This window comes from Agromyces mediolanus, from assembly GCF_044917495.1.
GTDB classification, from domain to species: Bacteria; Actinomycetota; Actinomycetes; order Actinomycetales; family Microbacteriaceae; genus Agromyces; species Agromyces mediolanus_B.
On record NZ_JAVSSI010000008.1, the window covers coordinates 13,984 to 38,988 of the forward strand.

Genomic DNA, 25,005 nt, shown 5'->3' on the forward strand with positions numbered 1-25,005 from the left:
GCGGTGAATGCCCGGTGAACTCAGCCGTTCGGGTTCGTGTCCTTGCCGTCGAGCCAGAGCATGTCGGAGGCGTCGCTGTGGGTGCCGTCGGTGCCGACGTGCTTCTGGCTGATCTTCGGGCCCTTGGTGATGACGTGCACGAGCGCCATCGCGTGGCCCTGGCCGAGGCCGTAGTCGGCCTTCAGCCAGGCGACGATGGGCGTCGCCTTCGTCGACTCGTCGAAGCCCTGCTCGCGGGCCAGCTCGATGAACTGGCGGGGGGTCAGCCCGGTCTTCGTCTCGATGTTGTCGAGGTAGCTCTGGAACGACATGCGGTTCTCCCTGGTGGGTCGGCGGATGGTCAGGAGGTCTGGATGATGGTGTCGGACGCGTGGATGCCGATGAGCCGCAGCCGCCCGGGCCCGGCGTTCACGAAGCCGTGCCAGGTGTTCGGCGGCACGGTGGCGGTGTCGCCGTCGCGGAGCACGAGCTCCTCGTCCCCGATCGTGGCACGGGCGGTGCCCTCGATGACGACCCAGGTCTCGTGGTACGGGTGCCAGTGCCGCTCGGCGCCCTCGCCGGGACGGTTGTCGACGAAGAAGTACGAGACGGCGGCCTCGTGCTCGCGGCCCTCGAAGCGGCGCGTGCCGCGGGTGCCGATGCGGAGCTCCTCGGCGGTGACGACGTGTGATGACATGCCATGAGCTTCCGCCCGAGGCATCCGCGCTCGGTAGTCTTTCGATGTGGATCGAAACTTCGTCGACTTCCGGCTCGCGCCCGGCGACGTCTCGGCGATCCGTTTCGGCGTCTCGCCCGGCCACGAGCTCGCGCACGCGGTGCGAGTGCTGCAGCGGCCGGCGGAGCATCCCTTGCAGTGGGGCTGGCTGCGCGCGGTGCGCGAACGGCTGCCGCGCGAGCCCTTCGAGCTCCTCGCCGTGCTCATCGGCGTCGACGGCTACCTGCCCGACTTCCTGACGAGCGACCCGGCGTGGGACCTCGAGCCGGCCGACGAGGCCGAGGCCATCCGCCGCGCGCCGATCGCGCCCATGCTCGTCGACCTGGAGAAGATGGTCGTCCGTTCGGAGGGCGCCAGGCAGGCCGCGCTCCGGCGCATGATCGCGGCGCCCGAGCGCGCACGGGCGATGGTCGCCGACGCCTGGGACGCGGTCTGGGATGCCGCGCTCGCACCCGTGTGGCCGCAGCTCGAACGGATCCTCCGCGCCGACATCGCCGTGCGCTCGCGGCGGGTCGCGACGGCCGGGCTCGCGAGCATGATCGACGAACTGCACCCCTCGGTGCGCTGGAGCGAGGGCTCGGTGCGGGTGCAGCTGCGTCTGCACCGCGAGGCGCTCGACTGCCGGGGGAGCGGCCTCGTGCTCGTGCCCTCGGTGATGAGCTCCCTCGGCTGCATGGTGCTCACCGAGCCGCCCGCGCAGCCGACGGTGTTCTACCCCGCGCAGGGGGTCACCGAGCGCTGGGCGCGCGACCCCGCCTCGATCGAGTCCGCGCTCGGCGCCCTGCTCGGACCCGCGCGCGCCGGCATCCTGCTCACCGCGCACAGCCCGCGCAGCACCTCGCAGGTCGCCGCCGAGGCGGGCCTCGCCGTCTCGACCGCTTCGCACCACCTCGGCGTGCTCCGCGAGGCCGGACTCGTCACGAGCCGGCGCGAGGGCGCGAGCGTGCTGCACCTGCGCACGCCCCTCGGCGAGGCGATGATCGGCGCGGTGCTCTAGGCGGGCGCGCGCTCGCCGGCCCCGGCCGCGCCCGCGCCGAGCGCCGTCGACAGGGCCTCGCGGAGCAGCGGGTCCATCGTCGCGGCCGTCACGAGCGACACCTCGCGCGACAGCCGCAGCCCCGCGGGCGGCGCGAGCACGAGGTCGTCGCGCCAGACCGGCAGGGCCAGCTCGGGCACGAGCGCCACCCCGAGCCCCGCCGCCACGTACTCGACGACTACGCGGTAGTCGTCGCTGCGCGGACCGATCACGGGCTCGAAGCCGGCCCGCCGGGCGGCGGCCCGGAACGCGGCATCCACCGGGTCGTCGTCCTTCGTGCCGATGATCCAGGGGGTCTCGGCCAGCGCGCGCAGCGGCACCGGCCCGCCGTCGGTGAGCGGATGCCCCGCCGGGAGCACGAGCGAGAAGCGCTCGGTGAAGAGCCGGGTGCGGGTGAGGCCGGGCATCGCCTGCGGCGCCTCGCCCGGGGTGTCGTAGACGACGGCCGCGTCGAGGGTCATCCGTTCGAGCTCCGCCTCGATGGCGTCGAGCTCGGCCTCGAACGACTCGACCTGCCAGCCGCTCTCGTCGAGCGCGCGGACCAGCCGGGGGAGGAGCCGCGCGGCCGCCGTCGGGAATACCCCGAAGCGCACCGTGCGCCGCCCGGACTCGACCGTCTCCCGCACCTCCGCGAGCGCGCGGTCGGCGCGATCGGTGAGCGCGACCGCGTGCGGCAGCCACGCGAGGCCCGCCGCCGTGAGCCGGGTGCCGGCCGAGTCGCTCGCGATCACGGGCGCACCGGTGACCCGCCCGAGCGCGGCCAGATGGTGCGAGACGGTGGGCTGGCTCCAGTCGAGCGCCCGGGCTGCCTGGGCGAGCGAGCCGTGCTCCTCGACCGCCCGCAGGGCGCGCAGCTGACGCAGGTCGAGCATCGTTGCTCACCTCCATACCAGATATTGAGATATGCAGCCTACCCGCTATTCCGTATCGAAGCGCTGCGGAGGATGATCGAGGCATGACCGCCCCCTACGCCGACGCCCTCGCCCAGTACGCCGCCCGCGACGATCGGGTGCGCCTCTACGTGCCCGGGCACGGTGCCGACGCGCAGGCGGCGCCCGCGCTCGCCGAGTACTTCGGGGCCGAGCTGCTGCGCCACGACGTGACGCCCCTCCTCTCCGGGCTCGACAAGGGCCCCGGCAACGCGCTCGACGAGGCCCAGCGGCTCGCCGCCCGCGCCTGGGGCGCGAAGCGCACCTGGTTCCTCACGAACGGCGCCTCGCAGGCGAACCGGATGGCCGCGATCGCGCTCGGCTCCCTCCGCGCCGCGGACGAGCCCGTGCTCGCCCAGCGCAGCGCCCACTCCTCGTTCATCGACGGCATCATCCTCGCCGGCCTCGTGCCCGCCTTCGTCTCGCCCACGATCGACCCCGTGCTCGGCATCAACCACGGCGTCTCGCCCGCCGCGCTCCGCGACGCTATCGAGCGCGGGGAGACGCGGCCGAAGGCGGTCTACCTCATCTCGCCGAGCTACTTCGGCGCGGTCGCCGACGTCGCCGCGCTCGCCGAGGCCGCGCACGCGGTCGGCGCCCCGCTCATCGTCGACGCCGCCTGGGGCGCGCACTTCGGCTTCCACCCGGATCTGCCCGAGAACCCGCTCGCCCTCGGCGCCGACCTCGTCGTGTCGAGCACGCACAAGCTCGCCGGCAGCCTCACCCAGTCGGCCATGCTGCACCTCGGCGACGGTCCCTTCGCAGCCGAGCTCGAGCCGCTGCTCGAGCGCGCGTTCGCGCTCACCCAGTCGACGAGCACGAGCGCCCTGCTGCTCGCCTCGCTCGACCTCGCCCGCGATGGCATCGAGCACGGCGAGGCGCGGATCGGCGCCTCGATCGAGGCTGCCGACCGGCTGCGCGAGGAGGTTCGGGCACGTGGCCGCTTCGGCATCGTGAGCGACGGCTTCGGCCGCTTCGACGACATCTTCGCCGTCGACCCGCTGCGGGTCTCGATCGACGTCGGCGCCGCCGGGCTGAACGGGCACGAGGTGCGCGAGCGGCTCGAGCACGAGGGCGTCTCCTTCGAGATCTCCACCGACTCGGCGATCGTCGCCGTGCTCGGGGCGGGCGCCGTGCCCGATGTCGACCGTGTCGTCGCGGCGCTCCACGCGCTCCCCGTGGTGGAGCCCGCGGCCGGCGACGCCCTCGTGGAGCGCGCCGGCGCACTCGCGCTGCCCGCGCCCGGGCCGCTCGTGATGCGCCCCCGCGACGCCTTCCTGGCCCCCGGCGAGGCGGTGCCGATCGAGCAGGCCATCGGCCGGGTGTCGACCGACTCGCTCGCGGCCTACCCGCCCGGCATCCCGAACGTGCTGCCCGGCGAGCGGATCACGGCCGAGGTCGTCGCGTTCCTCCGCCGGATCGCGGCGATGCCCGGCGGGCACGTGCGCGGCGCGGCCGATCCGGCGCTGTCGGTGCTGCGCGTCGTGCGCGCCGATCACGGGCAGCCCGACGCGGCGCGCGGCGCCGACGCGGCGCTCGACTCCGACCGGGAGCTCGCGCTCAGCTGAGGTCGAGCCGCATGATGACGCGCGGATGCCCCGACAGCACCGATTGCGTGTCGGCGGCCTTCTCGAAGCCGGCCGCCTCGAACACCGCGCGAGTGCCGACGTAGGCCATGGTCAGGTCGACCTTCTCGCCGCGGTTGTCGACGGGGTAGCCCTCGATCGCGGGCGCACCGCGCTCGCGGGCGAACTCGACGGCGCCGGTGAGCAGGTGATGCACGAGCCCCTGCTTGCGGTGGCCGGGCCGCACCCGGAAGCACCACACCGACCACACGTCGAGCTCGTCGACGTGCGGGATGCGCCGGTTCTTCGCGAAGCTCGTGTCGGCGCGCGGGTGCACCGCGGCCCAGCCCACCGGCTCGTCGCCGTCGTAGGCGAGCACGCCGGGCGGCGGGTCCTGCGCGCAGAGCTCGCGCACCCGCGCCGAGCGGGCCGGCTCCTTCAGCGAGACGTTCTCCTTCGAGGACAGCAGACGGTAGCTCAGGCAGAAGCACACGTTCGACGTCGGCTTCTTCGGCCCGATGACGGCGGCGACGTCGTCGAAGACGTCGGCCGGGCGGACTTCGATCCCCATGCGCCGAGTCTGGCACCCGCCGCCGACAGTGCGACGGCGGGTGTGGGAGCAGTGCGTACCGGTCTAGCTTGCGTCGTGACGGCGTCGCCTGGCGATGCTCGCGCCGAGGAGCAGCAGACCCAGCACCGCGAATGGAATCCAGCCGATCGCGGCGCCACCGACGAGTCCTGCGGCGAAGAGGACCATGAAGGCCAGTCCGATTCCGAACACCGCCACGGTTGCGATCAGGTAGGGGCCGTGCAGCAGAACGGCGCGGAGCTCACGTGCGGTGATCATCGGGCACCTCCTAGCGGCAGCGGGCGTCATCGTAGATGAACGGGTATGGAGTGTAGAGGCCGTACCTCGACGCGCGGAACGCAAGACAGTCGCCTTGATTTCTTGCCTGGATCGCCACGATAGTCAGCGCGGCACCGTATGCGCCGCATACAAGCCCGCCGATACCACTCAGGAACGCCATCGCTCCGCACAGGAGGCCAGCGGCGGCGGCGGCCCCCTCAGATGCGGTTTTCGTCTCGGATTTGTTGAAGAAGATCGTGCATGAGAGGGCATCGCATGCGCCGGCTGGGTCCGCAACAACGGGGTACGTGGCCGTTCTGTGGTCGACAACCTGGATGATCTCGTTCCCCTCGATTTCGTAGTGGGTCGGGAGGGAGGTGCCACTGGCGTCGATCGCCCAAGCTGGGTTGATGACGTTTACGATTTCGCCGTCTGCGTTGCGCACGAGAATGGCGCCACCGAGTTCGACGAGGAGTGCGGGGTAGCCGTCGGCCGTTACCTCATAGCGATATGAGTCGGGGGCATCCGGACCGGACAACACCGCATACATCGCGTTCGCGACGCCGGACGCGGTTGTGGTGGCCACAATGCTGTAGGTATCCGCCCGATATTGGAGCACGCCGCCCACTTCGTCGGACTCAGGCAAGCCTGCGGGAACAAGCGACATGGTTCCCTCAGGAGTGGGGATCGTGAGTCCGTCTGGGCTGTCGACGCTCGCCGACGAAGGCTCGACCTCCGCTGTGCCAGTGCGCGTCATGCCCTCCAGGTCATCGGGTGGGGTGAGCAGACCATGTTGTTCGAGCGCGGCCACTTCCGGCTCGACGGACTCGGCGGCCGCAGCCGGACCGGGGGTGGACACCGCAATGAGTGCCGCGACGATGGACAAAACGGACAGCGTCGTGAGTGTCCGCGGTGGTGCGAATGACACGATGGCTCCTTCTCGATGTGAGGAGCGGGTCGAACGCCAGCACCGAACTGGCCGCTTGTTTCAGTTTCCAGGGTGCACGCCTCAATGGCAGTCCGCACTTTGGCTGACTACAAACGGTCGGACGGTTTGATATGTCGCAGTGTGCGTGCCGTGCCGTGCCGCACGGCTCAGCGGGTGTCGCCGGGGCCGAGCACCATGCGCCACACCCATTCGCCGGCGACGTCGACGTCGGGGAGCGGGTCGAGCTCCAGCCAGGCGGTGATGACCCCGACGATCGATCCGGCGATGCCGGCCGCGGCGAGCTCGAGCGGCATGTCGTCGAAGGCGTGCGAGTGGGTGTGCTCGACGCCCTCGCGGACGAGGCCGGCGACGCGGTTGCGCAGGCGGGCGGCGACGAGCGCGGAGCCGCGCGGGCCGAGGGCGCGCCGGTACAGCTCGGCGTGGTCGGCGAAGTGGGTGAGGAAGTGCGCCATGCCGGCCGGCGGGCGTCCGGTGGGGATGAGTTCCAGGGCCGGGGCGTCGGCTCCGGCCGCCGCTGCGGCGGCGTCGAGCGCGTCGGCGAGCAGCTCGTCGCGATCGCCGTAGTGCTGGTAGAAGCTGCTGCGGTTGACGCCCGCGCGCTCGGCGATCAGGCTGACGCTCAGTTCGTCGAACGGGCGCTCGTGCGCGAGCTCGAGCAGTGCGCCCTGCAGTGCGCGCCTGGTCCGTTCGATTCGTGCGTCCACCGTGCGATTCTGCCAGGCCTCGGCCCAGGAGTCTGGGAGATTTCCGACATTCGTCGGATATCCGACACCTGTCGGATATTCTGGAGGGGACGCGAGATCACGCGCCTGGGACCGAAGAAGGAGACCCCGATGTCGCACCACCCCCTGACCGCGAACAGCTCGATCGAGCAGTGGCTCGAGCACCCGGAGGGCGGCCCGCTCGTGCGCGGCCTCCTCGCCGCGAGCGGCGCCTCGGAGGAGACCCTCGCCCCGATCAAGGGGCTTCCGCTGCAGCAGCTCGTCGCCCTGAGTCAGGGCCAGCTCCCGCAGTCCGTGATCGACGACCTCGTGCTGAAGGCGAACGGCGGCGTCATGCCCGAAGACGACGCCGAGGCATCCGGCTGGACCGAGCGCATCACCTCCGGCCGCTTCGACGGCCGCACCATCGTCGTCACCGGCGCCGCGTCCGGCATCGGCCGGGCGACGGCCTCCCGCATCGTGCGCGAGGGCGGCCGGGTCGTCGCCGTCGACATCTCCGCCGAGCGCCTCGAGGAGTTCGCGGCGTCCGCCCCGGAGGGGCAGGTCGTCGCGGTCGCCGCCGACGTCACGAAGCAGGAGGACATCGAGCGCGTCGTCGCCGCGGCGGGCGGACGCATCGACGGCCTCGCGAACGTCGCCGGCGTGAACGACGACTTCTCGCCGCTCGCCGAGACGAGCGACGCGATCTGGGACCGCGTCATCGGCATCAACCTGACCGGCGTCTTCATGCTCACCCGGGCGGTGCTGCCGGCCATGGTCGAGGCCGGCCGCGGCTCGGTCGTGAACGTCGCGAGCGAGGCGGGCATCCGCGGCAACGCCTCGGGCAACGCCTACACCGTCTCGAAGCACGGCGTCGTCGGCCTCACCCGCAACGCCGCGTTCATGTACGGCCCGCAGGGCATCCGCGTGAACGCCGTCGCCCCGGGCGGCGTCGCGACCGGCATCCCCTTCCCGCCGCACGTCTCGGAGGCAGGACAGGCCCGGCTCACCCCGTTCCAGCAGCAGATCCCCACGATCGCGACGGCCGAGCAGCTCGCCGCCTCGATCACCTTCCTGCTGAGCGACGACGGCGTGAACATCAACGGCGCCGTGCTGCCGAGCGACGGCGGCTGGTCGGTGCAGTAAGGCCCTGCCTCCGCGACGCGCCGGAGCCGCTTCCCCCGCGGCTCCGGCGCGTCGCGCGTCTCACCAGCCGGTGGCGGGGCATCCGGCGCGCCGCACGGGTGAACGCGGGGCGCCTGCCAGCATGTGAGGCGTGACCCGTCGATCGCGCACCGACTCAGCCGCCGACCGTCCCGCCGCCGACCCGGACGCCGCGGTCCTCGATCGGCGCCCGCCACTCTCGCGACGTGCGCGGCGCTGGACGCTCGCCGGCCTCATCGCCGCCTTCGCGCTCATCGCGGTCACCGGCATCACCTCGGCGACGCCGTGGCCCTCGGCGATGCTCATCCGCTCGGTCTTCGAGCAGGGCGGGGCCGCGACGGTGCAGGAGATGCTCGAGTACGGTCCGGAGCCCGGCGGCCCGGTCGACGCGCGGCTCGACCAGGCGACCGACGTCGCCGGCGGCCCGGGCACCGGCTTCGACGTGTTCACCCCGGCGGGCGCGACCGGGGCGCACCCCACCGTCGTCTGGATCCACGGCGGCGCGTGGATCTCGGGCTCGAAGGAGAACGTCGCGCCGTACCTCAGCCTCATCGCGAGCCACGGCTACACGGCGATCGGCGTCGACTACACGGTCGCGCCCGAGGCGGTCTACCCCACGGCCGTGAACCAGCTGAACGACACCCTCGGCTACCTCCTCTCCCACGCCGAGGAGTACGGCGTCGACCCCGACCGAATCGTGCTCGCGGGGGACTCCGCCGGTGCGCAGCTCGCGAGCCAGCTCGCCGTGCTCACCACGAACGAGAAGTACGCGAACCTCCTCGGCATCGAGCCCGCGCTGCAGCCGCAGCAGCTCTCGGCACTCGTGCTGAACTGCGGCGTCTACGACCTGCCCGCCATGGCCGAGCTGAACGGCATCGGCCAGTGGGGGCTGAAGGTCGCGCTCTGGGCGTACACGGGCACGAAGAACTGGTCGAGCGACTACGCCGGCAGCACGATGTCGACGATCGACTTCGTCACCGACGAGCTCCCGCCGACGTACCTCAGCGGCGGCAACGGCGATCCGCTCACCTGGATCGAGTCGGTGCCGATGTCGAAGGCCCTGCAGGACGCCGGGGTCGAGACGACCGAGCTGTTCTGGCCGGCCGACCACGAGCCGAAGCTGCCGCATGAGTACCAGTTCCACTTCAAGCTGGAGGAGGCGCAGGAGGCCTTCGTGCAGACGATCGACTTCCTCGACCGCTACGCCGGACGCTGAGCCGGCCGGACTTCGCCCCAGGGCACCGGAGTACACTCGACCCCGTGCTTCGATCCGTCTGCATCCAGGAGGTCTCCGGCGCCCCACGCGCCGCGATCAGGTGACCCCGCCCCCGGTTCCTCCGCGCGCGAGCAGGAGGGGCCGCAGTCCGGCGCGCCCGCGCGCCGAGGTCATCGATTCCTCCGGTCGCCCGCTTGCGGGCGCCACGCAGACAAAGGTCTCTTCATCATGCTTCCCCTGAACGACGCGCAGATCCGCGCCTCTTTCGTCAATGCGAGCGTGCGCGAGCGCGCCGCCGTCACCCTGCCGCCCGGCTTCGCCGAGCTCGACTGGGATCGCCTCGACTTCCTCGGCTGGCGCGATCCGAAGCTGCCGCTCGTCGCCTACGCCGTCACCGCGGGCGACGACGGCCCGGTCGGCATCATGCTGCGCCGTGCCGAGGGGCGGTTGCGCTCCCGGCCGCAGTGCGCCTGGTGCGAGGACGTGCACCTGCCGAACGACGTGCTCTTCTACGTCGCGAAGCGCGCCGGTCAGGCCGGCCGCCGCGGCGACACCGTGGGCACGCTCGTCTGCGCCGATTTCCAGTGCTCGAAGAACGTCAGGAAGCGTCCGCCGGTCGCCTACCTGGGCTTCGACGTGGAGGCGGCCCGCGAGCGCCGCATCGAGGCGCTGCGCGAGAACGTCGCCGGCTTCTTCCGCGCGGTCACGGCCGACTGAGCCGGGCGCGGCCCGCCGGATGCCTCGGTGCGTGGCATCGTGGACGCGTGACGCTCACCACGATCGAGGCATCCGGTTCCCGCTACGCCCTCCGCCGCGCCCGTCGCGACGACGTGGCGGCGATCCTCGCGCTCCTCGCGGACGACGTGCTGCGCCGAGAGGAGTCGCGCAGCGACGACGCGGGGGCGCTGCGCGCCTTCGACGTCATCGACGCGGATGCCGCGCAGCTGCTCGTCGTCGTCGAGGGGCCGGGCGGGGCCGTCGTCGGCACGATGCAGCTCACGCTCATCCCGGGCCTCTCGCGCGGCGGGGCGACGCGGATGCAGATCGAGGCGGTGCGGGTCGACGAGTCGCTCCGCGGCGGCGGGATCGGCGCGGCGATGATCGAGTGGGCGATCGCGCACGCCCGGGAGCGCGGCGCCCGGCTCGTGCAGCTCACGAGCGACGCGCGCCGGGAGGCGGCGCACCGCTTCTACGAACGGCTCGGCTTCTCGCCGTCGCACGTGGGATTCAAGCTCGCCCTCTGAACTCCGACGCCCGGCGAAACCGACCTTGCGCGAGGTCGAATCGCGGACTAGCCTCTGCCTAACTAATGATCGTTAGGCAGGCCATGACCAGAGCGCAGATCCTCACCGAAGCCCGTGCGGTGTTCGGGCGACGAGGCTACGCCGAGGCCAGCCTGCGCGAGATCGCCGGGGCCGTCGGAATCAAGACGCCCTCCCTGTACGCGCACTTCCCCAGCAAGGAAGCGCTGTACGAGGCGGTCTACGCCGAGGTCGTCGTCGAGCACACCGCGTTCTTCGACGAGCTCGTGCAGCGAAGCGGCGAGCTGCCGCCCCTGGACCGGCTCCGGCACTTCCTCGGCGGCATCGAGTCCTACTACCGCGACCGACCCGACCTCGCCGAATTCAGCCTGCGCGCCGCGCTCGCCGAGTACGGCCCCGACGGGCAGGCCCTCCGGCAGATCTTCCTCGACACCGAGTCCGAGCTCGCCGCCGCCGTGCGGCGGGCGTACGACGACGGCGTCGCGGCGGGCAGCTTCGCCCCCGGCGACCCCGACGGCTTCACCGCCCTCGTCTTCGTCATCATGGACGGCCTTTTCCTGCAGCTCACCCACTACGCGCCCGAGGTCTACCGCGAGCGCTTCGAGCTCGCCTGGCGGCAGCTCGCCGCTGCGCTGTCCGCCTGACCGTCATCCCCCGCTTCCTCCCCCGAACTCCCGAGTTGCCCGATGTTCATGAACGTCGGGCGACTCGGCCACACGCTTCCGAAAGAACCCCCATGGACTCCACCGACTACGAGCACGGAACCGTGCCCGCCGACCAGCGCAAGAGCTGGATCTCCATCGCCGCCGTCTGGATCGCGATCGGCATCGACCTCTCCGGCGCCTTCCTCGGCATCGCGCTCGCCTCCGGCATGGCGTTCTGGCCGGCCATCCTCGCGACCGTCACCGGCTCGCTCCTGCTCGGCCTGCTCGCCATGGCGTGCGCCTACGTCGGCGCCGCGACCGGACTGTCGACCGCGATGATCTCCCGCGCCGTCTTCGGCAAGATCGGCGGCGCCGTACTCGCCCTCGCGCTCGCGATCAGCCTGCTCGGCTGGTTCGCGGTGCAGGCCGGCTTCTTCGGCTCGAACGCGCAGATCGCCTTCACCGAGCTCACCGGGCTGGAGCTGCCCGTGCAGCTGTTCACCGCGATCGGCGGCGCGCTCATGGTGCTCACCGCGCTCTGGGGCTATCGCTCGATCTCCCGGCTCAGCACGCTCGCCGTGCCGCTCCTGCTCATCCTGCTCGTCGTCGGCGTCATCGTCGCCTTCGCGATGCACGGCGCGAGCGGCCTGGACGCCCCGGTCGTGGCGACCATCACCTTCGGCGGGGCGGTCTCGCTCGTCATGGGCATCTTCATCCTCGGCGTCGTCTCGGCCCCGGACATGGCGCGCTGGGCGAGGACCCCGAAGCAGGCGATGGCCGCCGGCTTCGTCGGCTTCTTCTTCGGCAACTCGATCATCATCGTCGTCGCGATCCTGCTCGCCCGGGTGATGAACCAGTCCGAGCTCATGACGATCTACTTCGCCCTCGGGCTCGGCGTCATCGCCGTCGTCGTGCTGATCCTCGCGCAGTGGACCACGAACACCACCAACATCTACTCGGCCGCGCTCAGCTTCGCCTCGATCAACGGCCGGCTGAACCGCCGCACCCTGACGATCATCGGCGGCGCCATCGGCATCGTCATCGCCGTCGCGGGCGCCGCGGACTTCTTCGTGCCCTTCATCCTCGCGATCGGCGTCGTGATCGCGCCCTACGGCGGCGTCTACCTCGCCGCCTACCTCACGGGGCGCCGCAGCGCCCGCTGGAGCGCGGGGGCCGCCGTTCCCACCGTCGACGGCTGGGCGATCGCGGCGTGGGCGGTCGGCATCCTGGTCGCCCTCGCGACGACGAACCCGGCCGACGGCCTCGGCTTCGGCTGGTTCAGCCTCACCACCATCTCGGCGCTCGACGGCCTCGTCGTCGGCTTCGTGGCCTATCTCGCCCTGCTGCCGCTGCGCCAGCGCGAGCTGCCGGAGCACGTCGAGCCCGCGGCGGACGGCACCGCCGGCTCCGCCGGTGCCACCGGCTCCGCCACCGATCAGCAGGAGGGGGCCCGCGCATGAGCGAGCGGCTCATCACCGAGTCCGACATCGACGAGATCGCCCTCGGCGCGGCCGTGCTCGGCACGGGCGGCGGCGGCGACCCGCACGTCGGCTCCCTCATCGCGAAGCGCCTCATCCGACTCCACGGCCCGGTGCGCCTCATCGACGTCGACGATCTCGAGGACCGCGACTTCGTGGTGCCCATCGGCGGCATCGGCGCCCCCTCGGTGAGCGTCGAGCGGATCCAGGCGGAGTCCGAGCTGCTCGCCGCGCTGGAGGCGATCGAGGGCGCCGTGCGCCGAGTGCCGACGGCGATCATGCCGATCGAGGTCGGCGGCGGCAACTCGATGCTGCCGATCGCGGCGGCCGCGCTCGCGGGGCTGCCCGTGGTCGACGGCGATGCGATGGGCCGGGCCTTCCCCGAGGCGCAGATGGTGACCTTCCACCTCGCGGGCTACGGCCCCGGCGCGACGGTGCTCGTCGACCACCACGGCAACGAGGTCGTCAGCCGGCCGGTCGACGGCGCCTGGTCGGAGCGGCTCGCCCGCGCCGCCACCGTCGAGATGGGCGGGGCCGCCACGATGATCGACTACGCCTACGGCGGCGAGGTGGTGCGCGAGTGCGCCATCCCGGCGACGCTCACGCAGGCGCAGCGGATCGGCCGCATCCTCCGTGGCCGGGATGCCTCGGGCGCGGAGCTGCGCGACGACGAGAAGATCGACGCGCTCTGCGCGGAGCTCGACGCCGTGCGCCTGTTCGACGGGAAGGTTGCCGATTTGCAGCGCGAGGTCGTCGGGGGCTTCACCCGCGGCGCGGCCGAGCTCGACGGGGTCGGCGACGACCGGGGGAGCGGCTTCCGGCTCGACTTCCAGAACGAGATGCTCCTCGCCCGCCGCGACGGCGAGCTCGCCGCGGTGACGCCGGATCTGATCGCGGTGCTCGACCTCGCCACCGGCATGCCGATCACGACGGAGGCGCTGCGCTACGGCGCCCGCGTCACGGTGATCGCGATGCCCTGCCACGAGAAGTGGCGCACCGAGGCCGGTCTCGCCACCGCGGGCCCCGGCCACTTCGGCTACGACGTCGACTGGGTTCCGGTCGAACAGCTCGCCCGGCAGCGGCGCGAGCGGAAGGAGGCGGCGTGATGACCGCAGCGCAGGGGTACCGCATCGGCATCGACGTCGGCGGCACCAACACCGACGCGGTCGTGCTCGACGGCCGGCTCGGCGTCGTCGCCTCGGTGAAGCGGCCGACCACCGCGGACACCGGCGACGGCGTCGCCGCTGCGATCGACGCGGTGATCGAGGCCGCCGGCATCGATCCGGCGCTCGTCACCCACGCCATGCTCGGCACCACGCACTGCACGAACGCCATCGTCGAGCGCCGCGGCCTCGGCCGGGTCGGCATCCTCCGGCTCGGTGCGCCCGCGACGACCGCGGTGCCGCCGCTCGAGGGCTGGCCGGAGGACCTGCGCCGGGCGATCGGCGACCACGCGTATCTCATCGCGGGCGGGTACGAGGTCGATGGTCGACTGCTCGCCGCACTCGACGAGGACGCCGTGCGCGCGGCCTGCCGCGCCATGCACGGCGAGGTCGACGCGGTCGCCGTGGTCGGCGTGTTCTCGCCGGTGGACGAACGCCAGGAGGAGCGGGTCGCCGAGATCGTCGCCGAGGAGCTCGGCGTGCCGGTCTCGCGTTCGGCCCGCATCGGCTCGCTCGGGCTGCTCGAGCGCGAGAACGCGACCGTGCTGAACGCCGCGCTGATGCGCACGCTCACGCAGATGGCGGAGGGCTTCGTCGGGGCGCTCCGGGCCCGCGGCATCGAGGCGGTGCCGTACTTCGGGCAGAATGACGGCACGCTCATGCAGCTCGAGTACGCGCTCGAGTTCCCGGTACTCACGATCGGCTGCGGCCCGACGAATTCGATCCGCGGCGCGGCGCACCTCTCCGGCGCCACCGACGCCCTCGTCGTCGACATCGGCGGCACCACGACCGACATCGGCGTGCTCGTCGGTGGCTTCCCCCGGCAGTCCGCGCACGCGGTCGAGATCGGCGGCATCCGCACGAACTTCCGCATGCCCGACGTGCTCTCGGTCGGCCTCGGCGGCGGCACCGTCGTGCGTCGCCGCGCCGGCGACGCGGGCGGTGCCGCTGCGTCGGCCGGAGTCACCGTCGGACCGGACAGCGTCGGCTACCGGCTGCCGCAGGAGGGACTCGCGTTCGGCGGCGGCACGCTGACCGCGACCGACGTGGCGCTCGCGGTCGGCGGCGCGGAGATCGACGGCCTCTCGGCCCCCGAGCTGGATGCCGAGACGGGCGCGGCCGCGTGGGCGGGCATCCGCGAGCTGCTCGAGGACTCGATCGACCGGATGAAGCCGAACGCCACCCCGGTGCCCGTCATCCTCGTGGGCGGCGGCAGCATCATCGCGCCCGACGAGCTCGACGGGGTGGCCGAGCTGATCCGCCCCAAGCACTTCGGCGCGGCCAACGCGGTCGGCGCGGCGCTCGGCGAGATCGCCGGTCAGGTCGAGAAGATCTATCGGCTCGAGGGCACCGATCGGCGGGCGTCGCGGGCGGATGCCTCCCGCGAGGCCGCCGAGCGGGCGCGGCTCGCGGGCGCCGACCCCGAGACGATCGAGCTCGTCGCGGTCGAGGAGCTGCCGGTGGCGTACCTCGACGGGCAGGCGGTGCTCATCCGGGCACGGGCCGTAGGGCGGCTCGCCGCCTGAGCCGGGCCGCCCGGCCGATGCGGGCTCAGCCCGCCGGCACCGCGGCGATCGCGTCGATCTCGACGAGGGCGCCGGGACGGGCCGGCGCGACCGCGAGCACGGTGACGGCCGTGCGATGGTCACCCCAGACCTCGCGGGTGGCGGCGTAGGCGTCGGACGGGTCGATGCCGGGGGCGAGGTGGATGGTGAGCTTCACCACGTGCTCGGCGTCGGTGCCGGCTTCGGCGAGCACGGCGAGCACGTTGCGGAGCGCCTGCTCGGTCTGGGCGCGGAGGCCCTTCAGCAGGGCGCCCTCGGCGTCGGTGCCGTTCTGCCCGCCGACGTAGAGCACGGGGCCGGCCGGGGCCAGCATGCCCTGCGCGAACGCCGGGCTGCGGAAGAGCTGGGGCGGATCGATCTGCGTGGGCTTCGTCATGGCCCGATTCTGCCGCGCCCCGCCGACATCGGCGGCGAGGCAGCCGCCGTCGATGACGCGTCCCGGCTCTGGCCCTGCCGATCCGATCGGCCTAGCCTCGGAGCATGAGCGAACAGGTCGACGAACGGCATCCGACCAGGCACCTGAGCGACGAGGAGTGCTGGCAGCGTCTCCGGGCGGCGCCGTACGGCCGGGTCGGGCTCGCCGTCGCGGGCGAGGTCGACATCTTCCCGGTGAACCACAAGGTCGACGGCACCTCGATCGTGTTCCGCACGGCGGCGGGGACGAAGCTCCTCGAGCTCACGATCCGCGACCACGTCGCCTTCCAGATCGACGGCTTCACCGAGCGCGAGGCCTTCAGCGTGGTCGCGAAGGGCACCGCGCGCGAGTTCGACCGGCAGGGCGAGGTCGAGGCCGCCGAGCGGCTCGGCATCGAGCCGTGGGCGCCGGAGCAGAAGGACCGCTGGGTGCGCATCGACGTCACCGAGGTGCAGGGCCGCTGGTTCGAGCGCGCCGCGCAGTAGCCGTCCCGTCCCGTCCCCGACCCCTTGGGCGCAGGTGAGAGCGGGAGAGCGGCGCCGGGCCGGGCCGGGTTAGACCGGGCCGAGCTCCGCGCCGTGCGTGCCGGTGAGGTGCCCGCGCAGCGCCTCGGCGAAGCCGGCCGGATCGTCGGCGCGCAGGCGTTCGACGAGCGCCCGGTGCTCGGCGATCGTCTCCTCGACGCGGGTGAAGAGCGTCTCGCGGTGCGCGCTCAGCAGCAGTCGCTGCCGGTCGGTCAGCCGGTCGGCGATCTCGGCGAGCACGGCGTTGCCCGCGGCCTCCACGAAGGAGCGGTGGAACGCGATCGTGAGCGTCACGAAGCCGTCCAGGTCGCGGGCGAGGAGGGCCGCGCGCTGCGCGTCGAGCTGCGACTCGAGGCGGTCGGCGAGGGCGCGCCGCACCTCGGACGAGGCCCGCTGCACGCCCATCGACTCGAGGATGAGGCGCGCGTCGGCGAGCTCCGCGATGTCGCGGTCGCCGAGCTCGCGCACGAGGGCGCCGCGCTTCGGGTAGATCGTGATCCAGCCCTCGTCCTGCAGCCTGGTGAGGGCCGAGCGCACCGGGGTGCGGCTCATGCCGAGCCGCTGGGCGAGCTCGTTCTCGCTCAGCATCTCGCCGGGGCGGTGCGTGCCGTCGAGGATCGCCCGGCGGATGGCGGTGTGCGCGCGGAGCGCGGCGCTCTCCGGGGTCGGCATCCGCCCATCATCGCGGGTGGGAGCCGCCGCCGCATGCGTCCGCGCCGCGCGCGTCATGCGGCGGTCCCGCCGTCGCCCGCGGCGGCGTCCGCCGGACTCCCGTTCGCGGCATCCGCCCGCCGCCGGCTCCGCCGGTGCAGCAGCCACGCGCCGAGGAGCACCGCCAGCGCGACGCCCGCGACCGCGAGATCGGGCACCGCCGAGGTCACCCGGAGCGCGGAGGCCTCGAGCTCGAACTGCGCGGTCGCGCCGAGCACGCCGCCGAGCGCCGCCGTGCCGTCGGTGACGAGGAGCAGCACGCCGATGCCGATGCCGAGGAGTCCGGCGACGATCTGCGTCCAGGTGTTCGTCCAGCGGCCGATGCGCACCGTCCGCGGGCGCACGAGCCGGCGCACCCACGCCGAGCGGGACCACGCGAAGGCGAGCACGAACAGCGGCACCGTCATGCCGAAGGCGAACACCGCGAGCGCGATGCCGCCGTGCAGCGGGCTCCCGCCGAGCGCGGCGAGGGCGAGCACCGAGCCGAGCACCGGGCCCGCGCACACCCCGGCGAGGCCGTAGACGGTGCCGAGCAGGTACACCGAGGCGATCGAGCCCACCTCGCCGGGCTGCTCCCGGGTGAACGCGGGCAGCGGGATGCCGAGGAGCTGCACGAGCCCGAGCACGATCACGACGACCGCGGCGATCGTGACGAGCAGCACGCGGTTCGCGCTCACGAACGCGCCGACGGTGCCGGCGAGCACGCCGATGGGGACGAGGGTCGTGATCAGCCCGAGGTAGAACACGCCGGTGCGCGCCATGAGCTTCGCCGGCGTCGTGAAGGCGTAGGCGAAGAACGCGGGCAGCAGCATCACCGAGCACGGGCTCAGCAGCGTCAGGATGCCGCCGACGAGTGCGCCGGCGAGGCCGAGTTCCACGGGCTAGTCCGCCTGGCCGGCCCCGGGGGCGTCCACGCCGGCCTCGGCGAGGCGGGTGTCGAGGAACTGGCGGAACGCGTCGACCGGCTGCGCGCCCGCCATCGCCTGGGTGCCGACGACGAAGAACGGCACGCTCGAGACGCCGAGCGCCTGCGCGTCGGCGGTGCTCTTCGCGACGGCGTCGCGGAGGTCCTGCCGGTCGAGGTCGGCCTCGAAGCGGGCGAGGTCGGGGACGCCGGCCGTCTGTGCGAAGCCGACGAGCTTCTCGCGCGGCATGTCGGGGTGGCCCGACTCGGGGGCGGCCGCGTAGAGCGCGGCGAGGTACTCGGGGAAGCGGCCCTGCTCGCCGGCGGCGCGGGCGGCCACGGCGGCGTCGACCGACTCGTCGCCGAAGAACGCGACGTCGCGGAACTCGTAGCGGACGAGGCCCGAGTCCACGTACTCGTCGAGGATGACGGGCATCGTGTCGTTCGTGAACACCGCGCAGAACGGGCAGCGGAAGTCGGCCCACTCGACGAGCACGATCGGCGCGTCGACGCTGCCGATGGCGAAGGGGTCGTCGGGGTCGCGCTTCGCGATGGCCGGGTTCTCGGGGTTCGTGCCGGCGGCGGGGGCGCCGGTCGCCGGTGTGTCGCTGCTCGCGGGCGGGGCGTCCGCCGCGGCGCCGCCCGCGGAACCCGGCAGCGACTGCGCGATGACGACCACGGCGAGGAAGGCGGTGATCGCGCCGAGCACGACGTTCAGGATGCGGGAGCGGCGCAGCCGCCGTTCGAGCCCCGCGGCGTGCGCGGTGGCGTGGCCGGGGCCGGCGGCTGCGGGGCCGCTCGCGTCGGCGGGCTGGGCGGGCTTCTCGGGCTGCGTCTTGGACATCGCGCCCAGGATACAACTTGTATCCAAGCTGGAGGTGAACGGCAGCTGGGCGCCTGCGGCGTGCGCCGCGATCGCGGCCGGATGCGCGAGGGGACCGGCTCAGGCCTCCAGCTCGACGGGGTCGACCGTGCCCCAGCCGTCGATGCCGGCGATGTACCCGGGGACCGGGCTCCGCCCGCGCGCCGCGCGCTCCCACAGCTCCTCGAGCCATCCGCTGGCCGCGTCGACGATGGCGTCGCGCACCTCGAAGCCCGCCCGTCCCGGCGCGAACATCGGCACCGGGGGCGTCGGCCCCTGCGCGCCATGCACGACCTCGAAGAGCGTGCGATCGTCCTCGATGGCGCGGTTCAGCACGTAGGAGTCGGGGCCCTCGAGCGTCGCGACGATCGAGAAGCCGCCCTCGCCGTCCTGGTCGGGGAAGACGAGGAGCTGCAGCTCCTCGGCGGCGTCGGGAACCGCGGCGACGATGCGGGCGAGCTTCTCCTCGGCGGCCCCGGAGGCGCGGTCGAGCTGGGTGCGGAGCGCGGCGGCGTAGGCGGAGGCATCCATTCGCCCAGGCTATCCGCCGCGGCCGGGCGGAGCGCGGTGGATGCCGGTTCGGCTGGTGATGTGGCGGCCTCACCCTCCGGGGTGATGCGCCCGGGCGCCTGCCGCCGCGAGTCTCGTTGCCGGGCGCGCCGATCGGGCGTGCGGACGGAGGCCAGCATGGAACACGAACCGACACCGGGCGAGCGGCCGGGGCCGAGCGGCGGCCGCCGGCGACTGCTTCGATGGCTGGTGCCGGTCGCCGTGGCCGCGCTGCTCGTCGGCATCGGGGTGCCGCTCGGGCTCTGGGCGGCCGATCGCGCCGCGGTCGGCGAGCAGGCCGCGGCGGATGCCGAGCGGCTCCAGGTGGCCGTCGCCGCAGCGACGGAGGCGTCGGCGCGCTTCGAGGCGACGGCCGGGCTCGCGAGCGAGTACTCCGAGTCCACCGCCGCGGGCGTCGGGGAGCTCGTCGCCGGGAAGGCCGCGGAGTTCTCCGCCGACGCGGCCGGCTCGCTCACCGGGGCGGTGGAGGCGCTCGCCGCCAGCCTCACCCCGAGCGCCGTGCAGGATGCCGCGCCCGGGTCGGCGCTCGACTGGGCCCCCGGGGCCGAGGCGGCCGAGGTGCGGGCGCACTACGAGGCGATCGACGGCCCCGCGCGGAACGCCGCGCGGGGCGAGCTCGACGCCGAGGTCGCGCGGCTCGATGCGCTCGCCGACGAGTTCGACCTCGCCGACGGCGCGGTCCGCGAGGCGGTCGACGGCGTCGACGCCGCGATCGTGGCGGTCGCCGCCGCGGGCGCTGCGGCCGGGACCGCCACGATCGCCGCCTCGGGCTACGCGACCGCGGAGACCCGGGCCGCCATGGAGCAGTCGGTCGCCGGCCTGCAGGCGATCGCCGAGACCTCGCTGCCGGTCGCGTGGGCGGGCCGCGCCGAGGCTCCGCCCTTCGCCGAGCTCGCGAGCACGGCGCAGGGCTACGTCGACGCCGCGGCGGCCGTCCGGGCCTCGAACACCGCGAACACGCCGGCGCCGGAGCCCGAACCGGAGGAGTCGTGGGACGACGACGGCGGCGACGGCACCGGCAGCGAGTACCGCTGGTGCTACCTGCCCGACCCCTTCGGCTTCACCTACCAGGTGCCCTGCTGAACCGCGGCGGCTAGGCCTGCTCGAGCTCGGCGATCACGACCTTCTTCTGCCCCATCATCACCTGCACCTGGGCGGGCGTGCGCGTGAGCTCCGACATGTTCGCCGGGATGATCTGCCAGCTCACGCCGAAGCGGTCCTTGCACCAGCCGCACTGCTCCGACTCGGGCACGTGGGAGAGCTTCGACCAGTAGTGGTCGATCTCGTCCTGGTCTGCGCAGGAGACGACGAAGGAGATCGACTCGTTGAAGGTGAAGAGCGGGCCGCCGTCGAGGCACACGAAGTCGACCCCGTTCAGCGTGAAGCTGCCGTTGATGACCTTGCCGGCCATGCCCGCGAAGTGCTCGTCGAGCGACTCGTCGGGGTAGGCCTCGACCGCGTTGATGCGCGAGTCCGGGAACACCCCGACGTAGTACTCCATCGCCTCGCGCGCCTGGTCGTTGAACCAGAGACAGGGCTGGATCGGTGCGAGTTCGGCCATCGTGGTCCCCCTTGATCGAGTCGCGGCACAGCGTACGCCGACCGGGCGCGCGCGGCATCCCCTCGGCTGAACCGGCGGTTCAGCCGCTCGTCTGCATCGGGGAGACGTCGATGTCGACGTTGCCGAAGGTGAAGGGGATCCAGAACTGCTCGCCGCCGTCCCAGCTGTCGAGGGGGATCGACATGAACGACACGAGGGTCAGCGCGAGCCAGGCGGCGGTGACGGCGACGATGAGGATGACGGCCCGGTCGAGGGTGCGGAGGGCGGATGCCTCGTCGACCGCCCGCCGCAGCACGAGCGTGAGCGCGATGAGCACGATCGCGGCGATCGCGACGTAGACGATCGGGCTCGGCCGCAGCACGAGGTTCACGCAGAGCGGCACGGCGGAGCTCGTCTGCCCGTCGCCGTCGACGAAGCCGCCGTCGCCCGAGACGCCGCCGCGGCAGAGCCCTTTCGATGCGGCGCTCAGCCCGGCGTAGACGAGCGCGGTGCCGAGGCCCCAGAGCAGGAGTCGGCGGATGCGCCGGATGATCGTCGCGCCGGGCAGGGTGGACAGTCGTGCGTCGGGGGAGTGGTGCAGCGTGTCTCGCATGGCGGCCTCCCGACTCGTCGGTGAGGACATGCTGGCACGGCCGGGAGCTCCGGGGCTAGGGGGCGGGCGGTTCAGTCCCGCGCGCACCCGCACGAGGCCCGCACGATGAGCTCGTGCCCGGCCAGTTCGCGGACCCGGTCGAACCGCTCGCCGTCGGCGTCGTCCGCGTCGGCGGCGCCGACGACGAGCTCGATCGCGCGGGCGGCGATCGCCCGGATCGGCTGCCGCACGGTGGTGAGCGGCGGCACCGCGTACTCGGAGTGCTCGGTGCCGTCGAAGCCGATCACCGCGAGGTCCTCCGGCACCCGGAGGCCGAGCAGGTAGGCGGCGTGCAGCACGCCGTAGGCCTGTTCGTCGGTGGCGCAGGTGATCGCGCGGGGGCGATCGGGTTCGGCGAGCCAGCGCAGCGAGACGGCCGAGGCATCCGCCCGGGAGGTGCCGCTGTTGCGTTCGTCGTGCCGCAGCTCGCGGCCGGCCTCGCCGAGCGCGGCCTCGAAGCCGCGCCGGTGCTGGCCGGCGCCGACGGAGTGGGCCGGGCCGTTCAGGAGGCCGATGGAGTCGAAGCCGTGCGCGACGAGGTGCGCCGCCGCGGTGCGCGCGGCCAGCTCGTAGTCGATCGTGAGGGAGGCGGCGGGGGCGTCGTCGGCGATCGGGTGCAGGGCGATCACGGGGATGGATGCCTGCGCGAAGGCCGTGAAGTCGGGCTCGTCGAGGAGCGAGACCATGACGACCGAGTCGACGCGGCGTTCGACGAAGGCGGCGATGTGCCGGCGCTCGCGCTCGGGGTCGAGGCTCGAGTCGCCGATGAGGAGCAGCTCGCCGCGCTCCATCGCCGCGTCCTCGAGGGCGCGGGCGAGCTCGCCGAAGTAGGGGTTCGCGATGTCGGGCACGATCAGCCCGATCGTGGAGGTGCGGCCGAAGCTGAGCGCGCGGGCGAGGGCGTTCGGCCGGTAGTTGAGCTCGGCGGCCGCGGCGAGGACCCGCTCGCGGGTCGCGGGGGAGACGTTCCGCGGACCGTTGTTGAAGACGTAGCTCACGACCGCCGTGGAAGTGCCGGCGAGCTGGGCGACGTCGCGTCCGGTGGCCATCGCGGGCTCCCTCCTGCTAAGCGGTTAGACCTGCATGGATGCTAGCAGTGCGGCGAACCGGTGGAGGGGACCGGATGCCGCGGAGCCGGCATCTTGCGCACCTGGAGGAGGTAGCCTAGAGTGCCATCTAACCGCTTCGTCTATCCGCTTAGATCCGTTCCCAGCAGACGCGATCACGGCGCAGGCGATCCGTCCGGCGCCGGGGCCCCCGCCCCGGCACTGGCCAGGAACCGGCATCCCCGCGATCCTGGAAGCGCAAGCCCGGCGCGGAAGACGGAAGCGAGAATCCCCCGACGGAAGGTGCACCCAATGAAGCGTTCACGAGCGTTGCTGCTCGCGGGAGTCGCGGCGAGCGCCGTGCTCCTCGCCGGCTGCTCGGCCCCCGCCGACTCCGGCTCGGCCGGCGACGGATCCGGCACGGTCCGGTTCCTCGGCCCGGAGGACCCGGCGACCTTCGCCCCGGTCATCGAGGCGTTCGAGGCCGAACACCCCGACATCACCATCGACTACACCCAGGTGCCGTTCGACCAGTACTCGAGCACGCTGCAGCAGCGGCTCGGCGCGAAGGACGACACCATCGACGTCTACGCCGTCGACCAGCCGAACCTCTCCCAGCTCGCCGCGCAGGGCTTCCTCGAAGACCTGAGCGACCTCTCCGACGAGGCGAAGGCCGCCACGAGCTCCGCGCAGTTCGAGATCAACCAGTACGACGGCAAGATGTGGGCCCTCTCGGTCTGGAACTCGACCCAGATGCTCTTCTTCAACCGCGACGCGCTCGCCGCCGCCGGCGTCGAGGCGCCCACCGCCGACCCCGCCGCCCGCTGGACGTGGGAGCAGACCGCCGACGCGGGCCGTGCCGCGCAGGCCGCCGGCACCCAGTACGGCCTCCTCCTCGAGCAGGTCGAGGCGTACTACCAGCTGCAGCCCCTCGCTGAGTCCCTCGGCGGCGGCTCGGGCATCACCGGCGACGACATGCTCACCGTCGACGTCACGAACGACGGCTGGCAGCAGGCCATGGCCTGGTACGGCGACACCTTCGAGAGCGGCCTCTCGCCGCGCGGCGTCGGCGGCTTCCAGACCGCTCCCGTGTTCATCGACGGCAACGTGGCGTTCTTCGTCGGCGGTCCCTGGGACGTCGGCCGCTTCGCCTCCGACGCGAGCTTCGATTGGGGCGTCGCCCCGATGCCGTACTTCGAGGGCGGCGAGGTCGCGACCCCGACCGGCTCCTGGTCGTGGGGCGTGAACACCGCGTCGAAGAACAAGGACGCGGCGCGCGAGTTCATCGAGTTCGCCGCGCTCGACCCGGCCGGGGCGCTCGCCACGACCGAGGCGACGACGATCATCCCGTCGAACACCGAGGCCGCGGCGAAGTACCTGCCCGGGCTCGAGGAGCTCGGCGGCGCGCACGCCGCGGGCGTCGCCGACCTCATCACCTACGAGATCGAGGAGACCGCCGTGCCCCGGCCCGTCTCGGTCGGGTACGTGCAGTTCGAGTCGGCGATGAACACCGCCTTCGCGGACATCCGCAACGGCTCCGACCCGGCCGCCCGCCTCGAGCAGGCGACCACGCAGATCCTGGACGCCTGGAAGAAGTTGCGATGACCACTCCCACCACCCGGGCGGGCGCGGACTCCCGCGCCCGCCGGGCGGTGCGGCCGGCGCCGCCGGCCCGCCCCACGCGGCGCGGGCGGCGGCATCCCGCCCTCATCGCCCTCGCCTTCCTCGCGCCGGCGCTCATCGCGCTGCTCGTGCTCCGGCTCGCGCCCGCGGCCGTGGCCCTCTGGGACAGCCTGTTCCGCACGAGCCTCCTCGGCGGCACCCAGTTCGTCGCCCTCGGCAACTACCTGGAGCTGTTCGGCAACCCCGACTTCCAGAACGCGCTGCTCGTCACGCTCGTCTTCACGATCCTGATCAACCCGCTGCAGGTCGCGACCGCGTTCCTGCTCGCAGTGCTCTACACCCGCAAGGCGGCCGGCTCGAAGATCTGGCGCTCGCTCGTCATCCTGCCGATCGCCGTGCCGCCCGCCGTCTCCGCGGTGATCTGGAGCGTCATCTACCGGCCCGACGGCCTCGCCAATGCGTTCCTCGACCTCCTCGGGCTGCCCGCGCAGCCGTTCCTCACCTCGCCGCAGCAGGCGCTCGCCTCGATCATGGTGCTGCTGTCGTGGATCGGCGTCGGCTACTGGATGATGTTCCTCATCGCGGGCATCAACGACATCCCGCGCTCCTACTACGAGGCCGCCTCGCTCGACGGCGCCTCCGCGTGGCGGCAGCTGTGGACCATCACCTTCCCGCTCGTGCGCCGGCCGCTCGCCTTCGTGCTCGTCGCCGACACCGTGTCGAACCTGCTCGTCTTCGCCCCGGTGCAGATCCTCACGAAGGGCGGACCGGAAGGGTCGACGAACCTCCTGATGTACGACATCTTCACCAGGGCGTACACGCTCGGCGACCTGAACACGGCGCAGGCCGAGGTCGTCATCCTCGTGCTCATCACGCTCGTGATCGTCGCGCTCCAGTTCCGCCTGCTGAAGACGGAGGACTGAC

General features: G+C 72.8%; 29 protein-coding genes. 14 read left to right on the forward strand and 15 right to left on the reverse strand.

What is annotated here, in order from left to right; translation table 11 throughout:
* Nucleotides 1-20: 20 nt before the first annotated feature.
* Nucleotides 21-311, reverse strand: coding sequence for a DUF4287 domain-containing protein (locus ROT00_RS12285; RefSeq protein ID WP_404775242.1), 291 nt, complete (start codon nt 309-311; stop codon nt 21-23).
* Between the two features lie 29 nt (nt 312-340).
* A complete protein-coding gene (locus ROT00_RS12290) occupies nt 341-676 on the reverse strand; it encodes a cupin domain-containing protein (protein ID WP_404775244.1) in 336 nt (111 codons plus the stop codon).
* A 46-nt stretch (nt 677-722) separates the two neighbouring features.
* Here ROT00_RS12290 and ROT00_RS12295 point away from each other — a divergent pair, with 46 nt between their 5' ends.
* Nucleotides 723-1,712 carry an ArsR/SmtB family transcription factor gene (locus ROT00_RS12295; RefSeq protein WP_404775246.1) on the forward strand — a complete coding sequence of 330 codons (990 nt, stop codon included), beginning with the start codon at nt 723-725 and terminating at the stop codon, nt 1,710-1,712.
* On the opposite strand, the gene ROT00_RS12300 is transcribed toward ROT00_RS12295, so the two are convergent.
* On the reverse strand, nt 1,709-2,623 hold the full coding sequence (locus ROT00_RS12300) for a LysR family transcriptional regulator (protein ID WP_404775248.1): 915 nt from the start codon (nt 2,621-2,623) through the stop codon (nt 1,709-1,711). The two genes, ROT00_RS12295 and ROT00_RS12300, sit on opposite strands and share 4 nt — an antisense overlap.
* Before the next feature lie 83 nt (nt 2,624-2,706).
* Here ROT00_RS12300 and ROT00_RS12305 point away from each other — a divergent pair, with 83 nt between their 5' ends.
* Nucleotides 2,707-4,248 carry an aminotransferase class I/II-fold pyridoxal phosphate-dependent enzyme gene (locus tag ROT00_RS12305; protein WP_404775250.1) on the forward strand — a complete coding sequence of 514 codons (1,542 nt, stop codon included), beginning with the start codon at nt 2,707-2,709 and terminating at the stop codon, nt 4,246-4,248.
* Here the strand turns inward: ROT00_RS12305 and ROT00_RS12310 are convergent.
* The 4 genes from ROT00_RS12310 to ROT00_RS12325 form a co-directional block, all read right to left on the reverse strand.
* Entirely contained in the window at nt 4,241-4,816 is a 576-nt protein-coding gene (locus ROT00_RS12310) for a GNAT family N-acetyltransferase (RefSeq protein ID WP_404775252.1), read from the reverse strand. The genes ROT00_RS12305 and ROT00_RS12310 overlap by 8 nt on opposite strands.
* A 63-nt stretch (nt 4,817-4,879) precedes the next feature.
* Complete coding sequence (locus ROT00_RS12315) at nt 4,880-5,092, reverse strand: hypothetical protein (protein ID WP_404775254.1); 213 nt, start codon at nt 5,090-5,092, stop codon at nt 4,880-4,882.
* A gap of 10 nt (nt 5,093-5,102) precedes the next feature.
* On the reverse strand, nt 5,103-6,020 hold the full coding sequence (locus ROT00_RS12320; RefSeq protein ID WP_404775256.1) for a hypothetical protein: 918 nt from the start codon (nt 6,018-6,020) through the stop codon (nt 5,103-5,105).
* Between the two features lie 167 nt (nt 6,021-6,187).
* On the reverse strand, nt 6,188-6,745 hold the full coding sequence (locus ROT00_RS12325) for a TetR/AcrR family transcriptional regulator (protein ID WP_404775258.1): 558 nt from the start codon (nt 6,743-6,745) through the stop codon (nt 6,188-6,190).
* Between the two features lie 129 nt (nt 6,746-6,874).
* On the opposite strand from ROT00_RS12325, the gene ROT00_RS12330 reads away from it, so the two are divergent.
* The 8 genes from ROT00_RS12330 to ROT00_RS12365 all read left to right on the forward strand — a co-directional run bounded on the left by ROT00_RS12330 (nt 6,875) and on the right by ROT00_RS12365 (nt 15,195).
* A complete protein-coding gene (locus ROT00_RS12330; RefSeq protein WP_404775260.1) occupies nt 6,875-7,888 on the forward strand; it encodes an SDR family NAD(P)-dependent oxidoreductase in 1,014 nt (337 codons plus the stop codon).
* 130 nt (nt 7,889-8,018) lie between these two features.
* Nucleotides 8,019-9,122: an alpha/beta hydrolase gene (locus ROT00_RS12335; RefSeq protein ID WP_404775261.1), complete on the forward strand. Its 1,104-nt coding sequence runs from the start codon at nt 8,019-8,021 to the stop codon at nt 9,120-9,122.
* 228 nt (nt 9,123-9,350) lie between these two features.
* Nucleotides 9,351-9,839, forward strand: a complete 489-nt coding sequence (locus ROT00_RS12340) for an FBP domain-containing protein (RefSeq protein ID WP_404775263.1) — start codon at nt 9,351-9,353, stop codon at nt 9,837-9,839.
* Nucleotides 9,840-9,886: 47 nt separating this feature from the next.
* Nucleotides 9,887-10,366: a GNAT family N-acetyltransferase gene (locus tag ROT00_RS12345; protein ID WP_404775265.1), complete on the forward strand. Its 480-nt coding sequence runs from the start codon at nt 9,887-9,889 to the stop codon at nt 10,364-10,366.
* An 83-nt stretch (nt 10,367-10,449) separates the two neighbouring features.
* Nucleotides 10,450-11,028: a TetR/AcrR family transcriptional regulator gene (locus ROT00_RS12350; RefSeq protein ID WP_404775267.1), complete on the forward strand. Its 579-nt coding sequence runs from the start codon at nt 10,450-10,452 to the stop codon at nt 11,026-11,028.
* 92 nt (nt 11,029-11,120) lie between these two features.
* Complete coding sequence (locus tag ROT00_RS12355) at nt 11,121-12,488, forward strand: cytosine permease (RefSeq protein ID WP_404775269.1); 1,368 nt, start codon at nt 11,121-11,123, stop codon at nt 12,486-12,488.
* Entirely contained in the window at nt 12,485-13,612 is a 1,128-nt protein-coding gene (locus ROT00_RS12360; protein ID WP_404775271.1) for a DUF917 domain-containing protein, read from the forward strand. The genes ROT00_RS12355 and ROT00_RS12360 overlap by 4 nt, the downstream gene beginning before the upstream one ends.
* Complete coding sequence (locus ROT00_RS12365; RefSeq protein WP_404775273.1) at nt 13,612-15,195, forward strand: hydantoinase/oxoprolinase N-terminal domain-containing protein; 1,584 nt, start codon at nt 13,612-13,614, stop codon at nt 15,193-15,195. Before ROT00_RS12360 ends, ROT00_RS12365 begins: the two co-directional genes overlap by 1 nt.
* A gap of 25 nt (nt 15,196-15,220) precedes the next feature.
* Here the strand turns inward: ROT00_RS12365 and ROT00_RS12370 are convergent, their stop codons facing one another.
* On the reverse strand, nt 15,221-15,610 hold the full coding sequence (locus ROT00_RS12370) for a RidA family protein (protein WP_404775275.1): 390 nt from the start codon (nt 15,608-15,610) through the stop codon (nt 15,221-15,223).
* Between the two features lie 104 nt (nt 15,611-15,714).
* On the opposite strand from ROT00_RS12370, the gene ROT00_RS12375 reads away from it, so the two are divergent.
* A complete protein-coding gene (locus tag ROT00_RS12375; RefSeq protein ID WP_404775277.1) occupies nt 15,715-16,134 on the forward strand; it encodes a pyridoxamine 5'-phosphate oxidase family protein in 420 nt (139 codons plus the stop codon).
* Between the two features lie 69 nt (nt 16,135-16,203).
* Here ROT00_RS12375 and ROT00_RS12380 read toward each other — a convergent pair whose 3' ends face one another.
* From ROT00_RS12380 to ROT00_RS12395, 4 genes are all read right to left on the reverse strand, one after another.
* Nucleotides 16,204-16,845, reverse strand: a complete 642-nt coding sequence (locus tag ROT00_RS12380) for a GntR family transcriptional regulator (protein WP_404775279.1) — start codon at nt 16,843-16,845, stop codon at nt 16,204-16,206.
* 53 nt (nt 16,846-16,898) lie between these two features.
* Nucleotides 16,899-17,762: a cytochrome c biogenesis CcdA family protein gene (locus ROT00_RS12385; RefSeq protein ID WP_404775280.1), complete on the reverse strand. Its 864-nt coding sequence runs from the start codon at nt 17,760-17,762 to the stop codon at nt 16,899-16,901.
* A gap of 3 nt (nt 17,763-17,765) precedes the next feature.
* A complete protein-coding gene (locus tag ROT00_RS12390) occupies nt 17,766-18,632 on the reverse strand; it encodes a DsbA family protein (protein WP_404775282.1) in 867 nt (288 codons plus the stop codon).
* 99 nt (nt 18,633-18,731) lie between these two features.
* Nucleotides 18,732-19,181 (reverse strand): DUF6389 family protein, encoded by a 450-nt coding sequence (locus ROT00_RS12395; RefSeq protein ID WP_404775284.1) that lies wholly within the window; start codon nt 19,179-19,181, stop codon nt 18,732-18,734.
* Nucleotides 19,182-19,337: 156 nt separating this feature from the next.
* Between ROT00_RS12395 and ROT00_RS12400 the strand changes: the two genes are divergently transcribed.
* Entirely contained in the window at nt 19,338-20,303 is a 966-nt protein-coding gene (locus tag ROT00_RS12400) for a hypothetical protein (RefSeq protein ID WP_404775286.1), read from the forward strand.
* Between the two features lie 10 nt (nt 20,304-20,313).
* On the opposite strand, the gene ROT00_RS12405 is transcribed toward ROT00_RS12400, so the two are convergent.
* From ROT00_RS12405 to ROT00_RS12415, 3 genes are all read right to left on the reverse strand, one after another.
* Entirely contained in the window at nt 20,314-20,781 is a 468-nt protein-coding gene (locus tag ROT00_RS12405) for a VOC family protein (protein WP_404775288.1), read from the reverse strand.
* 79 nt (nt 20,782-20,860) lie between these two features.
* Complete coding sequence (locus ROT00_RS12410; RefSeq protein WP_404775290.1) at nt 20,861-21,373, reverse strand: hypothetical protein; 513 nt, start codon at nt 21,371-21,373, stop codon at nt 20,861-20,863.
* A 71-nt stretch (nt 21,374-21,444) separates the two neighbouring features.
* Nucleotides 21,445-22,461, reverse strand: a complete 1,017-nt coding sequence (locus ROT00_RS12415; protein WP_404775292.1) for a LacI family DNA-binding transcriptional regulator — start codon at nt 22,459-22,461, stop codon at nt 21,445-21,447.
* Nucleotides 22,462-22,770: 309 nt separating this feature from the next.
* Here ROT00_RS12415 and ROT00_RS12420 point away from each other — a divergent pair, with 309 nt between their 5' ends.
* On the forward strand, nt 22,771-24,063 hold the full coding sequence (locus tag ROT00_RS12420; protein ID WP_404775294.1) for a sugar ABC transporter substrate-binding protein: 1,293 nt from the start codon (nt 22,771-22,773) through the stop codon (nt 24,061-24,063).
* Nucleotides 24,060-25,004: a carbohydrate ABC transporter permease gene (locus ROT00_RS12425; RefSeq protein ID WP_404775296.1), complete on the forward strand. Its 945-nt coding sequence runs from the start codon at nt 24,060-24,062 to the stop codon at nt 25,002-25,004. Before ROT00_RS12420 ends, ROT00_RS12425 begins: the two co-directional genes overlap by 4 nt.
* The last annotated feature ends 1 nt before the right edge of the window (nt 25,005 follow it).

Bases quoted from the DNA above. Each gene is read 5' to 3' on its own strand.
- ROT00_RS12390 (WP_404775282.1), bottom strand. From the start codon at position 18,632: ATGTCCAAGACGCAGCCCGAGAAGCCCGCCCAGCCCGCCGACGCGAGC.
- ROT00_RS12285 (WP_404775242.1), bottom strand. From the start codon at position 311: ATGTCGTTCCAGAGCTACCTCGACAACATCGAGACGAAGACCGGGCTG.
- ROT00_RS12395 (WP_404775284.1), bottom strand. From the start codon at position 19,181: ATGGATGCCTCCGCCTACGCCGCCGCGCTCCGCACCCAGCTCGACCGC.
- ROT00_RS12420 (WP_404775294.1), top strand. From the start codon at position 22,771: ATGAAGCGTTCACGAGCGTTGCTGCTCGCGGGAGTCGCGGCGAGCGCC.
- ROT00_RS12365 (WP_404775273.1), top strand. From the start codon at position 13,612: ATGACCGCAGCGCAGGGGTACCGCATCGGCATCGACGTCGGCGGCACC.
- ROT00_RS12410 (WP_404775290.1), bottom strand. From the start codon at position 21,373: ATGCGAGACACGCTGCACCACTCCCCCGACGCACGACTGTCCACCCTG.
- ROT00_RS12290 (WP_404775244.1), bottom strand. From the start codon at position 676: ATGTCATCACACGTCGTCACCGCCGAGGAGCTCCGCATCGGCACCCGC.
- ROT00_RS12375 (WP_404775277.1), top strand. From the start codon at position 15,715: ATGAGCGAACAGGTCGACGAACGGCATCCGACCAGGCACCTGAGCGAC.
- ROT00_RS12300 (WP_404775248.1), bottom strand. From the start codon at position 2,623: ATGCTCGACCTGCGTCAGCTGCGCGCCCTGCGGGCGGTCGAGGAGCAC.
- ROT00_RS12350 (WP_404775267.1), top strand. From the start codon at position 10,450: ATGACCAGAGCGCAGATCCTCACCGAAGCCCGTGCGGTGTTCGGGCGA.
- ROT00_RS12360 (WP_404775271.1), top strand. From the start codon at position 12,485: ATGAGCGAGCGGCTCATCACCGAGTCCGACATCGACGAGATCGCCCTC.
- ROT00_RS12380 (WP_404775279.1), bottom strand. From the start codon at position 16,845: ATGCCGACCCCGGAGAGCGCCGCGCTCCGCGCGCACACCGCCATCCGC.
- ROT00_RS12355 (WP_404775269.1), top strand. From the start codon at position 11,121: ATGGACTCCACCGACTACGAGCACGGAACCGTGCCCGCCGACCAGCGC.
- ROT00_RS12305 (WP_404775250.1), top strand. From the start codon at position 2,707: ATGACCGCCCCCTACGCCGACGCCCTCGCCCAGTACGCCGCCCGCGAC.
- ROT00_RS12415 (WP_404775292.1), bottom strand. From the start codon at position 22,461: ATGGCCACCGGACGCGACGTCGCCCAGCTCGCCGGCACTTCCACGGCG.
- ROT00_RS12310 (WP_404775252.1), bottom strand. From the start codon at position 4,816: ATGGGGATCGAAGTCCGCCCGGCCGACGTCTTCGACGACGTCGCCGCC.
- ROT00_RS12425 (WP_404775296.1), top strand. From the start codon at position 24,060: ATGACCACTCCCACCACCCGGGCGGGCGCGGACTCCCGCGCCCGCCGG.
- ROT00_RS12400 (WP_404775286.1), top strand. From the start codon at position 19,338: ATGGAACACGAACCGACACCGGGCGAGCGGCCGGGGCCGAGCGGCGGC.
- ROT00_RS12370 (WP_404775275.1), bottom strand. From the start codon at position 15,610: ATGACGAAGCCCACGCAGATCGATCCGCCCCAGCTCTTCCGCAGCCCG.
- ROT00_RS12330 (WP_404775260.1), top strand. From the start codon at position 6,875: ATGTCGCACCACCCCCTGACCGCGAACAGCTCGATCGAGCAGTGGCTC.
- ROT00_RS12405 (WP_404775288.1), bottom strand. From the start codon at position 20,781: ATGGCCGAACTCGCACCGATCCAGCCCTGTCTCTGGTTCAACGACCAG.
- ROT00_RS12315 (WP_404775254.1), bottom strand. From the start codon at position 5,092: ATGATCACCGCACGTGAGCTCCGCGCCGTTCTGCTGCACGGCCCCTAC.
- ROT00_RS12340 (WP_404775263.1), top strand. From the start codon at position 9,351: ATGCTTCCCCTGAACGACGCGCAGATCCGCGCCTCTTTCGTCAATGCG.